We start from the raw sequence: 13,257 nt of genomic DNA on the forward strand, positions 1-13,257 counted from the left end.
GATCTTCGCCGCCGCGGATTCCTGCTGAGCGCGTCGCATGATGTCCATCCCCCTCGGGTGGGCCGGTCGAGCTCGCCGTAGGTGAGGCGGCGGACGCCGTCCGGGCGGGGGGAGGTGACGGCGACGGCCTCGGGGTGTTCGGCGGCGGCCTTGGCGACGAGTTCGGGCACCAGGGTGTCGTGGTCGGCCCGCCGGTCGGCGCCGCTGAAGCCGGTGAGGATGCGGCGGCGTTCGGCCTCGTCGAGCATCCGCAGCCGGCCGACCGGGCGGTCGGTGCCGGCGCTGGTCATGGCGTCCAGCAGGTTGCGGTAGTGCGCGGCCAGCCGCTCGACGGTGGCGGCGTCGAAGAGGTCGGAGTTGTACTTGAACACGCAGTGGAAGCAGCCGTCCGAGCGGTCCTCGTAGGCGGACAGCGTCAGGTCGAACTGCCCTTCCTCCTCGGGGAGTTCGATGTACTCCAGGCGGTAGCCGAAGCGCTCCACGGCGACCTTGTGGGTGAGCAGGATGAACATCGCCTGGAACACCGCCGAGCGGCTGGGGTCGTGCTGGAGCCCCAACTGCTCGACCAGCAGCGGGAACGGGTACTCCTGGTTGTCCAGGCCGCCGAGCACGCTCTCCCGCACCCGGGCCAGCAGCTCGGCCACGGTCGGCTCCCCGGCCAGGCTGACGTGCAGCGGCAGCGGGTTGACGAAGTAGCCGTAGACGGAGGCGAACTCCTCCTGGGTGCGGCCGGTGACGGGGCTGCCGACCACGATGTCCTGCTGGCCCGACCAGCGGTGCAGCAGCAGGTAGTAGGCGCTCAGCAGCACCATGAACGGGGTGGCGTGGTGCGCGCGGGCCAGCTCGTGGACACGGGCGGTCAGGTCGGCGTCGAGCCGGAAGAACGCCGAGGCGCCGTTGTGGGTCTGCACGGCCGGCCGGGGCCGGTCGGTGGGCAGGGCGAGGGCGGGCATCTCGGCCGGCAGGTGGCCGCGCCAGTAGTCGAGCATCCGCCGGGCGTCGGGGCCGGCCAGGAAGCGGTTCTGGTGGTTGAGAAAGTCGAGGTAGCGGGCGGCCACGGCGGGGAGTTCGGGGGTGCGGCCCTGGCGCAGCGCCTCGTAGACCTCGAACAGCTCCTCGATGAAGGTGAAGGTGGAGATCGCGTCCGAGACGATGTGGTGGACGGCCTTCATCAGGACCCAGCGGTCCGGTCCGCGCCGGAACAGCCGCAGCCTGACCAGCGGGTCGTTCGCGAGGTCGTACGGCCGCCGGTACTCGGCGACGATCAGCGCGTGGATCTCCTCCCAGGGGCGGCCCTCGACGTCGAACAGTCCGGTGTCGGCCACCACCTCCGGGCGGATCCGCTGGACCGGCCGGCCCTCCTCCGCGGTGAAGGCGGCCCGCAGCCCGGGGTGCCGGGCGACCAGCGCGCGGAAGGCGGCGAAGACCAGCTCGGGGTCGAGCTCGGCGCGCACCTCCACCGCGCCGCCGATGTTGTAGGCGAAGCCGTCCGGGTGCAGCTGGCGCAGGAACCACAGCGCCTGCTGGTTGTGGGTGAGCGGGTAGCGGGCCTCGTCGGTGTGCAGCTCGACCTCGGCCTGCTCGGGGCCGCCCTCGGCGTCGAGCCGCTCGGCCAGGCCGGCGACGAGCAGGTCGACCAGGTCGCCGACGGTGCCGTTGCTGAGCAGCGCCACCACCGGCAGGGCGACGCCCAGTTCGCCGTGCACCCGGGCGCGCAGCTCCATCGCGAGCAGCGAGTCCAGCCCGTGTGCGCCGAGTCTGGTGTCCGGGGCGATCCGCTCGGCGCCGATCCGCAGCACGGCCGCGGCGGCGGCGGTGAACCGCTCGGTGACGAGCCGGTGCCGGGTCGGCGGATCCGCCGTGCGGTAGGCGTCCAGGAAGCCGCCGGTCTCGGCCGGGGCCTGCTCGGCGGCGCTGGCGGCCAGGTCGGCGACCAGCGGCGGCGGCGCGGGGTACCAGGCGAGGAAGGTCGGCCAGTCGACCACGGTGGCGACCAGCAGCTGGGCGCGGTCCTGGCCGAGGACGCGTTCCAGCACGGCCGTGCCGGCGTCCGGCGGGAGCGAGCTCATGCCGCGGGCGTCGCGGTAGTGGGCGACCAGGCCCAGTTCCTCGATCATGCCGGTGGCCCAGGGGCCCCAGTCGAGGCTGAGCGCGGGCAGGCCGGCGGCCCGGCGGTGGTGGGCGAGGGCGTCCAGGAAGGCGTTGCCGGCCGCGTAGTTGGTCTGCCCGGCGGTGGTGAGCAGCGAGGCGACGGAGGCGAACAGCACGAAGTGGTCGAGCGGTTCGTCGCGCAGCAGCCGGTGCAGCAGGTGGCCGCCGACCACCTTGGGGGCGTATCCGGCGTCGAAGGCGGCCCGGTCCATCTGCGGCACCAGCACGTCCTTGACCTGCCCGGCGAGGTGGAACACCCCGCGGATGGGCGGGCGTTGGCGCTGCCGGTAGTCGGCGAGCCAGGCGGCGAGGGCGGTCTCGTCGGTGACGTCGACGGGGGCGAGCAGCGGTTCGGCGCCGAGCGCCTGGAGTTCGCGCAGGAAGGCGATCCGCTCCCCGGCCGGGCTGGCGGGGTCGGTCCGGTACCACTGGTCGCGCTCGGGCAGCGTGGTGCGGCCGACCAGGATCAGCCGCCGGGCGCCGCGCCGGACCAGGGTGCGGCAGAGCAGCCGGCCGAGCGCGCCGAACGCGCCGGTGACCAGGTAGCTGCCGTCGGGGCGCAGGACCGGCGGCAGCGGGCGGGTGAGGCCCTCGGCCGGGCGGAGCCGGCTGGTGCGGCGGTGGCCGGCCCGCAGGGCGATCTCCTGCTCGTCCCGGGAGGCGAGTTCGGCGAGCAGCGCCTCGGCCTGGTCGAGCGGGTCGGCGGCGGGGTCGAGGTCGATCAGGGTGCCGCGCTGGGCGACGAGTTCCTGCTGCCAGAGCACCCGTCCGATGCCCCAGGCGGGTGCGCCGAGCGGTTCGACCCGGTCGGCGGGGTCGGCGGCCTGGGTGCCCCGGGTGACGATGTGCAGCCGGGCGTCCGGGAGGGCGGCGGGCAGGGCCTGGGCGAGGGCGATCAGCGCGTAGCCGCCGAGGGTGGCGAGCTGGTCGAGCCGGTCGGCCGTGGTGGTGTCGAGGGCGGGCTGGTCGAGGTTCCACAGCTGGACGACGGTGCGGTAGCCGGGGCCGAGGTCGGTGAGGAGCCGGGTGAGGTCCTCGGCGGAGTCCGGGCGCACGGTCGAGTGCCCGTCGCCGGGCCGGTAGCCGGTGCCGGGCCGGACCAGGTGGCAGCGGGCGCCGCGTTCGGCGGCCAGCGCGGCGAGGCGTTCGGCGAGGCCGCCGGCGTCGGCGAACAGCAGCAGGTCGCCGAGGTCCTGGTCGGCGGGCGCGGCCGGGGCGTCCGTCCAGGCGAGTTCGGTGAGCCAGCCGTCGATGGTGGCGAGGCCGACCGAGGCGGGGGCCTGCGCGACGTCGGCGACCCGGAAGCCGGTGATCCGGCCGACCGGGGTGCCGTCCTCGGTGTACAGGGCGAGGTCGCCGACGAGTTCGCCGCCGCCCTCGCGGGTGACGGTGGCGTGCGCCCAGATCGGCCGGTCGCCGACCTGGTCGAGCCGGACCTCCTCGATGGACACCGGCAGCCGCACGCCGCCGTCCTCGGGCGTGAGCAGCCGGGTGGCCAGCAGGGTCTGGAAGCAGGCGTCGAGCAGCACCGGGTGCAGCTGGTGGTCGGCCGCCTCGGGGCCGAGCCGGTCGGTCGGGCTGATCCGGGCCAGTGCCTCGCCGGGGCTCGCCCACACCTCCTGGACGGCCTGGAAGGCGGGCCCGTAGTCGTAGCCGCGGGCGGCCAGGAGCCGGTAGCAGTCGGGGCCGTCGAAGCGCTGTCCGCGCGAGCGGATCGCCTCGGCGTCCAGCGCCGGCCCGTGGGCGCGGCGCTGGCCGGTGCGGACCCGGCCGCCGGCGTGCACCACCGGTTCGCCGCCGGCCGGGGTGGAGGCGATGGTGAAGCGGGCGTCCTCCGGGGCGTAGCCGAGCTGGACGGGGGTGGGCTCGGTGTCGGAGAGGAACAGGGCCCGGTTCAGCTCGATCTCGGCGAGCACCACCTCGGTGCCGCCGGTGAGGGCGCGGACGGCCTGGGCGGCCATCTCCAGGTACCCGGCCGCCGGGAAGACCACCTGGCCCTCGATCCGGTGGTCGGCCAGGTAGGGCAGCCGCTCGGGGTCGAGTGCGGTGGTCCAGGCGGGTTGGGCGCTCGCGGTGCGGCGGCCGAGCAGCGGGTGGTCGACCTCGCCGAGCCGGACCTGCCGGACGGCGCTCGGCTCGACCCAGTACCGGTCGCGCCGCCACGGGTAGCCGGGCAGCGGCACCGGGCGGCCGGCCGGGTGCAGTGCGCGCCAGTCCGGTTCGACGCCCAGGGTGTGCAGTTCGGCCAGCGACCGGGTGAAGCAGGCGGGCTCGTCGGCGTGCCGGCGGATGGACGCCAGGGCGTGCGCGCCGTCGACGCACTCGCGGATCGCGTGGCCGAGCACCGGGTGCGGGCCGATTTCCAGGAACAGGCCGTGCCCGTCCTGGGCCATCCGTTCGACGGCGGCGCGGAAGCGCACCGGGTTGCGGACGTTGTGCCACCAGTACCCCGCGTCGAGTTCGGGGCCGCGGGCGAGGCCCTCGCGGGCGGTGAGGTAGAGCGGCAGCCGGGCCTCGTTGGGCTTGAGCGCGGCGAGCGCGGCGGTCAGCTCGTCCCGGATCGGGTCCATCCGCACGCTGTGGTACGGGACTTCGACCTCCAGGAAGCGGGTGAACACCTCCTGGCCGCGCAGTTCCTCGGCGAGTTCGCGCAGCGCGTCGGTGTCGCCGGCCAGGGTCACGGTGGAGGGGCTGTTGACGGCCGCCAGCGAGACCCGGGCGCGGTACGGGCGGATCCGGCGCTCCGCCTCGGCCTCCGGGAGGCCGACGGCGAGCATGGTGCCGGTGCCGGACAGCCGCTGCTGGAGGTGGCTGCGGGCCAGCACCACCCGGACGGCGTCGGCCAGGTCGTACACCCCGGCCTCGTGGAAGGCGGCGACCTCGCCGGTGCTGTGCCCGACCACCGCGTCGGGGCGCAGGCCGTGGCTGCGCCAGAGCGCGGACAGGCCCAGCTGGACGGCGAAGTTGGCGGGCTGGGCGAGCCAGGTCTCGGCCATCCGGGAGTCGGCCTCGTCGCGGTGCAGTTCGTCGAGCAGGGACCAGCCGGCCTGCTCGCGGATCTCCCGGTCGCAGGCCTGGACGGCCGCCCGGTAGACCGGTTCGTTCTCGTACAGACCCCGGCCCATGCCCCACCACTGCGGGCCCATGCCGGTGAACACCCAGGCCAGGCGGCGCTGTTGGCGCTCCCGGGCGCGGCCCTGGAGCACCCTGGGGTGCGCCTCGCCGCGCTCGTGGGCGGCCAGCGCCTCGTCCAGGTCGTCCTGCGTGGAGTAGACCACCGCGAGCCGCTCGGGCAGGTGCTGGCGCCGGTGCGCCAGGGTGTGGCCGAGGTCGGCGAGCGGCACCCCGGCGGCGAGCTCCCGGCGGATTCCGGCGGCGAGTTCGGGCAGTCCGGCGGCGTCCTTGGCGCTCAGCGGCAGCACGGTGCAGGCCGGCTGCGGGGCCGGGGCGGCGGGCCCGGCGCTCGGTGCCTCCTCCAGCAGGACGTGCGCGTTGGTGCCACCGAAGCCGAAGGAGTTGACGCCGGCCCGGGCCGGCCCGTCGTGCTCGGGCCAGTCGACCGGGGCGGTCGGGATGTCGAAGGGCAGCGCGGCCAGGTCGATGCCGGGGTTGGGCCGTTCCAGGTTGAGGTGCGGCGGGATCCGCCGGTGCTTGAGGGCGAGGGCGGTCTTGATCAGCCCGGCGACGCCGGCGGCGGCCTCGGTGTGCCCGATGTTGGTCTTCACCGAGCCGACGTAGCAGCGGTCGCCCGGGCGGCGGCCGACGCCCAGCACCCGGCCGAGCGCGGCCGCCTCGATCGGGTCGCCGACCGGGGTGGAGGTGCCGTGCGCCTCGACGTACTGGAGGCTGCCGGGCAGTACCCCGGCCTCGGCGCAGACCCGTTCGATCAGGGTGACCTGGGCGTCCGCGCTGGGGACGGTGATGCCGTTGGTGCGCCCGTCCTGGTTGACGCCGCTGCCGAGGATGACGGCGTGCACCGGGTCGCCGTCGCGCAGCGCGTCCGACAGCCGCTTGAGGACGACCACGCCGACCCCCTCGGCCCGGACGTAGCCGTCGGCGGAGGCGTCGAAGGCGCGTGAGCGGCCGTCGGCGGACAGGAAGCCGCCCTTGGTCTCGGCGATCGTGTACTGCGGCGCCATGTGCAGCAACGCGCCGCCCGCCAGGGCGAGTTCGGTCTCGCCGCGGAGCAGGCTCTGGCAGGCGAGGTGCACCGCGACCAGGGAGGAGCTGCAGGCGGTGTCGATCGAGACGCTGGGGCCGCGGAAGTCGAAGCAGTGCGAGATCCGGTTGGACACCATCGTCATCATGGTGCCGGTGGCGGTGTGCGCGGCGAGCGTGCGGAAGTCGAGGTCGGCGAACTGGAGGATCTTGTAGTCGAGGGTGAAGGCCCCCATGTAGACGCCGACGTCGCGGCCGGCCAGCTCGCCGGGGCGCAGGCCGCCGTCCTCCAGGGCCTCCCAGCTGACCTCCAGCAGCTTGCGCTGCTGCGGGTCCATGTGCTCGGCCTCGCGCGGGCTGATGCCGAAGAAGTCCGGGTCGAAGGTGTCGAACCCGTCGATGTAGCCGCCCCGGCCGCCGATCAGGCGGCCCGGTTTGGAGCGGTCGCGGCTGCCGAGCGTGCCGGTGTCGTAGCGGTCGGCGGGTGTCGCGGTGAGGCAGTCCCGGCCCTCGACGAGGTTGCGCCAGTAGGTCCGGTGGTCGTTGGCGTGTCCCGGCAGGCGGCAGCCGATGCCGGTGATCGCGATCCGGTCGCAGGGCACGGCGAAGGGCGAGGTGGTCATGATCCAATCCGAGGGTGATGGCGTGGCGGCGCGGACACGGGCGGAGGAAGAGCGGCCTCGCGGGCAGGGTCAGACGGACGGCTCGGCGGCCTTCACCTGGCGCCAGGGGTGCAGCAGGGTGGCGCCCACTTCGCCGGTGGCCGGGAAGGCGGCCGGATCGGCGAGGCCGACGGCGGTGGGCACCCGGCCGGGGCGCCAGGTGAAGCTGCCGAACACGTGGTCCCACAGCGAGAGGTCGGAGGCGTAGTGCCCGGCCTCAGCGAGGTCGGTGCTGTGGTGCAGTCGGTGGAGCTCGGGGCCGGCCAGCAGGTGGCCGAGGAGCCCGAGGCGGACGTCGATGTTCGCGTGAACGAAATACCCCTGCGCAAGAATGAATATTCCGACCACGAACACGGATTCCGCCGAGAAGCCGATCAGCGACAGCAAGAGTTGCACCACGGACTGCGCGACGAACACGTCGAGAATATGGTTCACGCCGTTGTTCGCGACATTCACCTTGTCCGGCACGTGGTGGACGCCGTGCAGGCGCCAGAGCCACCGGTTGTGGTGGGACCAGCGGTGGACGAGGTAGTCGCCGAGCGAGCCGACCAGCAGCGCGAGCGGGATCTCCACGGCGAACGGGAGCGCCGGACGGGCCGCCCCGAGCACCTGCACCAGCGCCGTCACCAGCCCCGCCGCGACCGCGCCGCCGACCATGCTCAGAACGAAGTACACGGTGTACCAGCGCAGTTCACGCCCGCTCGGATGCCAGTCGGTCCGGTACGGGATCACCCGCTCCAGTACCGCCAGGTACCCGAGGACGCCGACCAGCACGAGGGGGGAGACCCGGTCGGGCTCCCAGTGGAAGTGCAGTGTGGCGACGGCCGTGCACAGCACCCCCAGGAGCAGAAGCGGATGAGCGAGCCGGCGTGCAATGGCGGACAGCACGCGCCCCCTTGGTTATTCGCGAACTAATGACTGGAAACGTCAGAGACTCTAGCGGGAGCGGTCAGCTGCGGCAGTCATTCGACGTGTTAACGCCATAAATAACCCGATCGGAGGAAGATCCGCGCACGAAGTTGACGCTAGAGCGGCGCGAAAGGGGCGCGTTTGTTCGTAGGCACCGGAGAAACCGGAGCGCAGCGAGGCCGGTTTCGCGCCGGGCAAGGTCGCACGCCCCCCTGTGGCGGGGTGCGGTCCGGACCCGGATCCGGCCACCGGTCCCGCGAGGGCGGCGCGGGTGGCACGGGGCGAGCGCGAACCGGGCGCGCGGGCGTGGGCGGGGTGGGCAGCGCGGGCGTGGGCAGCGCGGGCGGCGGCGCCCCTCAGGATCCCGCCAGCTCCGCCAGCCGCCACGCCGCGTCCGGCCGGTACGCCGCGAGGCGGTCGCGCAGGCCGCGCAGCTCGTACCCGACCAGGGCCGGCAGGGCCGCCGCCGGGGCGGTCTCCAGGGCGGGCCCGAGCAGTTGGACGGCCGTCTGCGGGTCGTGCGCGCAGGCGTGGCAGTCCGCCACCCGGACGGTGAACAGGAGACGGCTGGAGGGGAGCTGGGCCGGGCCGAGCAGGCCGAGCGCGGTCTCGGCGGCGGTCAGCGCCCGGCGGGCCAGCCGGGGGTCGTCGACGACCGCGGCGAGGTCGCGCAGCGCGGCGGCCGCGCCGGACTCCACCCGCAGCCGCATCGAGGCGATGGAGAGCCAGGGCGCGTCGTCCTCGTCCCGGGCGCCGATGTGGTCCAGGTGCAGCCGGGCGCGGCCGAGGTGCCGGATGGTGGCCCGGACGTCGCCGGTGAGGGCGTGCGCACGGGCCTGGCCGATCTGGCCCATCGCGCCGGCCCAGTGCCGGCCGGGGGCGGCGCGGCCGGTCTCCCGGGCGTAGCCGAGGGCGGCGGCCGGGTCGCCGTCCATCCGGGCGAGGGTGCTCATGTCGCTCAGCGCGGCGACCTGGGTGGCCTGGTCCCCGGCGAGCTCCGCCCAGGCGAGCGCACGGTCGAAGCAGGCCATCGCGGTGGCGTTGCGGCCGTCCTGCATCCGCAGCGCGCCCGCGGCGTGCGCGTGCTCGGCGGCCAGCCGGGCCAGCGGGCGGCGCTGCGCGGCGGGGGCGGCGGCGAGCCGGGCGAGCACGGCCTGCAAGGTGCGTTCGACGGCGGCGGCCAGGCCCGGCAGGCCGCCGGCCTCGCCGGAACGCAGGTGGGCGGCGAGCAGCCCGGTGAGGGCGTGTGCGGTGGCGGCGTCCAGCGGCGGCGCGGCGGCCGGGTTCGCGGCGCAGAACTCGGCGTGCAGCGCGGCGAGTTCGACCGGGCCGGGGACGTCGCAGCCGTCGGCGCCGTGCAGCGGGCAGAGCAGGCCGTAGTCGGGCAGCCGGGGCGGCGGCTGGGCGGGGGCGCTCCAGCGGGCCGGGCCGCCGGGCCCGTTCACGGCCGCGGTCGGCAGCGGGGGCCGCAGCAGGGCGGGCGCGAGGGGCGCCAGGGAGGGCAGTTCGGCGGTCTCGGCCCGCTGGCAGGCGGCCCGCAACTCACCGCCTGCGCCGAGGAGTTCGTCGATCCGGTCGGCGATCCGCGGGGTGACCCGGCGGGCGCCGTGCTCGATCTTGCTCACCGCGGTGTGGTCGTAGCCGATGCCGGCGCCGAGTTGGGCCTGGGTGAGGCCGGCCCGGCGCCGCCAGTGGCGCAGCCGGGCGCCGAAGTCCCGCCAGGCGCCGAGCTCCTGGGCGGGCGGGGCGACGGGTGGGGACGGAGGCGGGAACGGAGGTGCGGACGCCGGTGCCACGGCCACGCGGTTGCGGTGCACGGCTGCCTCCTCCGGTCGCTTCCCCCGGGCCCTCGCCAACCTTCCGACCATCAGGACGGTACTCGATGACACCCGGTCCGTACATGAGGTGGTCTCAACCACTCGGACAAAAGCCCAGCTTGACGGAATTTGCCAACCCTATGCATCGCGTGCACCAGCCATTGACCAGAGCATGACGCCGTGTGAGGGTTCCGGCACCCGAACGCGGACGGCCCGCACGGCCGTCCCCCAGACACGGCCCTGCGGTGCGCCACCAGCCATGCCGTCCGCGGTCGAGGACCCCCACATGCTAGGAGCCTCGATGCAACGCAGAGTTTCCACAGGACGGTTGCTGACCACGGCGACCACCCTGACCGTGCTGGCCGGCATGATCGCCGCCACGGCCGGGCCGGCCACCGCCGCGCCCACCCCCTCTCCCGCACCACCCAGCGCCCTCGCGGCAGCCGTCAACGCCGCCGACGCGGCCGCGGCCGCCGGCCTGGACGCACTGGCCAAGGGCCCCGGCGAGACCTACGAGCGCCGGGCCGTCACCCCCTGGCTCGGCGGCCTCTACTCCGTCGCGTACGACCGCAGCTACCGCGGCCTGCCGGTGGTCGGCGGCGACGCCGTGGTGCTCGCCGATGGCCAGGGCAAGGTCCGCGGCCTCCAGTCGGCCGCCACCGGGCCGGTCGGCGGGTCGATAACCCCGCAGGTCAGCGCGGCGAACGCGGAGAAGACCGCGCGCACCAAGCTGGCCGCGGTGGACTCGGTGGCCGAGCGCCGCCTGGTCGTCCGGGTCAAGGACGGCGCGAGCCGGCTCGCCTGGGAGACCGTCCTCAAGGGCCGTACCGAGAGCGCGCCGAGCACGTTGCACGTCTTCGTGGACGCCGCCAGCGGCGAGGTGATCGACAGCTACGACGATGTCCGGGCCGGCACCATCAACAGCAAGTGGAACGGCCCCGGCCCGCTGACCATCAGCACCACCAACTCCGGCGGCTCGTACTCGCTGCGCGACCCGAACCGGCCCGGCCTGACCTGCTCCGACTACAGCAGCGGCCAGGTGTTCAGCAAGTCCTCCGACTCCTGGGGCACCGGCAACCCCTCCAGCAAGGAGACCGGTTGCGCCGACGCCATGTGGGCGGCCCAGAAGGAATGGGACATGCTCCGCGACTGGCTCGGTCGCAACGGCCACAACGGCAACGGCGGCAGCTGGCCGGTCAAGGTCGGCCTCAACGACGTCAACGCCTACTGGGACGGCAGCTCCATCTCCATCGGCCACAACCAGAACAACGAGTGGATCGCCGCCCAGGACGTCGTCGGCCACGAGTTCGGCCACGGCATCGACCAGTACACCCCCGGCGGCGCCAACAACGAGAACGGCCTGGGCGAGGGCACCGGCGACATCTTCGGCGCGCTCACCAAGGAGTACGCCAACCAGCCCGCGCCCTACGACTACCCCGACTACCAGGTCGGCCGGCAGGTCAACCTGGTCGGCCAGGGGCCGATCCGCAACCTGTACCAGCCCTCACTGGTCAACAACGACCCGAACTGCTACTCCTCCTCCATCCCCAGCACCGAGGTGCACGCGGCCGCCGGCCCGCTGAACCACTGGTTCTACCTCCTGTCGATGGGCTCCAACCCGGGCGGCGGCAAGCCGTCCAGCCCCACCTGCAACAACTCCTCGGTCACCGGCATCGGCGTCAAGCAGGCCGGCCAGGTCTTCTACGGCGGCATGCTGCTCAAGACCAGCGGCATGACCTACAAGCGGTACCGCACCACCACCCTGACCGCCGCCAAGAACCTCGACCCGACCTGCAACTACTTCACCCGGACCAAGGCCGCCTGGGACGCGATCAGCGTGCCCGCGCAGAGCGGCGACCCGACCTGCACCCCGTCCGGCAACAACGACTTCTCGCTCGCGCTCGGCCCGGCCTCCGGTTCCGTCCAGCCCGGCGCCTCGACCACGGCGACGGTCTCCACCGCCGTCACCTCGGGCACCGCGCAGACCGTCAACCTGACCGCCTCGGGCGCCCCGACCGGGGTCACCGCGACGCTCAACCCCTCCTCCGTGCAGACGGGTTCGTCCGCGACGCTGACCCTGTCGGCCTCCTCGGGCGCCCCGGCCGGGACGTACGTGATCACCGTCACCGGCACCGCCGGCGCGGCCACCCACACCGCCCAGTACACCCTGACCGTCGGCGGCGGGGGCACCCCCGGCGGGCCCGCGCCCGACATCGACGTCGCCAAGGTCCAGGCCCACCTGACCCAGCTGAACACCATCGCCAACCAGAACGGCGGCAACCGCCGGGCCGGCAGCGCCGGGCACAGCCAGTCCGTGGCGTACATCAAGGGCAAGCTGCAGGCCGCCGGCTACACCGTGACCGAGCAGACCTGCACCTCCTGCACCTACCAGTCCAACAACCTGATCGCCGACTGGCCCGGCGGCCCCGCCGACCAGGTCACCATGTTCGGCGCCCACCTGGACAGCGTCTCCGCCGGCCCCGGCATCAACGACAACGGCTCCGGCTCGGCCACCCTGCTGGAGAACGCCCTCGTCCTCGCCCAGCAGAACCCCACCCTGACCCGGCACGTCCGGTTCGCCTGGTGGACCGGTGAGGAGCAGGGCCTCCAGGGCTCGCAGTCCTACGTCGGCCAGCTGAGCTCCACCCAGCGCTCCGCGATCAAGTCCTACTACAACTTCGACATGGTCGGCTCGCCCAACGCCGGCTACTTCATCAACAACATCACCTCCGCCGCCTCCGCACCGATGAAGGCCTACTGGGACTCCCTCAACCTCCAGCCGGAGGAGAACGTCGAGGGCCAGGGCCGCTCGGACGACTACTCCTTCCAGCAGGCCGGCATCCCCACCTCCGGCTACGCGGCCGGCGCCGACGCCGTCAAGACCTCCGGCCAGGCGACCAAGTGGGGCGGCAGCGCGGGCCGTTCGTACGACTCCTGCTACCACCAGTCCTGCGACACCACCAGCAACATCGACCCGACCGCGCTGAACCGCAGCGCCGACGGCGTGGCCTACACCATCTGGAAGACCTCCGTCGGCGGCACCACCCCCGCCAACGACTTCTCCCTCGCGGTGAACCCGGCCACCGCCACCGTCAACCCCGGCGACTCGGCCACCGCGACGGTCTCCACCGCCACCACCTCCGGCTCCGCCCAGACGGTCAACCTGACCGCCTCCGGCGCCCCGGCGGGCGTGACGGTCTCCTTCAGCCCGTCCTCGGTGCAGTCCGGCGCCTCGGCCTCGCTGACCATCGCGACCGCCGCGAACACGGCGGCCGGCACCTACAGCATCACGCTCACCGGTACCGGCTCCGCCACCCACAGCACCAGCTTCTCGCTGGTCGTGGGCAACGGCCCGACCAACCCCGGCGGCACCTGGACGCCCGGCACCACCTACCAGGCGGGCGACGTCGTGACCTACAACGGGGTCAGCTACCGCTGCATCCAGGGTCACACCGCCCAGGTCGGCTGGGAGCCGCCCATCGTCCCCGCCCTGTGGCAGGCCGTGTGACCCGTAGGGCACCCGCCTGACACCCCGTAAGCCGCTGCGCCGCGGTCCGTCG

At 74.0% G+C, this 13,257-nt stretch carries 4 protein-coding genes; 1 reads left to right on the forward strand and 3 read right to left on the reverse strand.

Features of this window, described 5'->3' with window-relative positions:
* From ACFVX9_RS31460 to ACFVX9_RS31470, 3 genes are all read right to left on the reverse strand, one after another.
* Positions 1-6,932, reverse strand: a 6,932-nt coding sequence (locus ACFVX9_RS31460; protein WP_387984776.1) for a condensation domain-containing protein, incomplete at its 3' end; no start/stop codon positions are given.
* A 69-nt stretch (positions 6,933-7,001) separates the two neighbouring features.
* A complete protein-coding gene (locus ACFVX9_RS31465; RefSeq protein ID WP_387984779.1) occupies positions 7,002-7,859 on the reverse strand; it encodes a sterol desaturase family protein in 858 nt (285 codons plus the stop codon).
* Between the two features lie 377 nt (positions 7,860-8,236).
* Complete coding sequence (locus ACFVX9_RS31470) at positions 8,237-9,697, reverse strand: helix-turn-helix domain-containing protein (RefSeq protein WP_380379749.1); 1,461 nt, start codon at positions 9,695-9,697, stop codon at positions 8,237-8,239.
* A gap of 301 nt (positions 9,698-9,998) precedes the next feature.
* On the opposite strand from ACFVX9_RS31470, the gene ACFVX9_RS31475 reads away from it, so the two are divergent.
* Positions 9,999-13,205 (forward strand): M28 family peptidase, encoded by a 3,207-nt coding sequence (locus ACFVX9_RS31475; protein ID WP_380379751.1) that lies wholly within the window; start codon positions 9,999-10,001, stop codon positions 13,203-13,205.
* The last annotated feature ends 52 nt before the right edge of the window (positions 13,206-13,257 follow it).

The organism is Kitasatospora sp. NPDC058243 (assembly GCF_042882025.1).
Classification (GTDB): domain Bacteria; phylum Actinomycetota; class Actinomycetes; order Streptomycetales; family Streptomycetaceae; genus Kitasatospora.

Bases quoted from the DNA above. Each gene is read 5' to 3' on its own strand.
- ACFVX9_RS31475 (WP_380379751.1), top strand. From the start codon at position 9,999: ATGCAACGCAGAGTTTCCACAGGACGGTTGCTGACCACGGCGACCACC.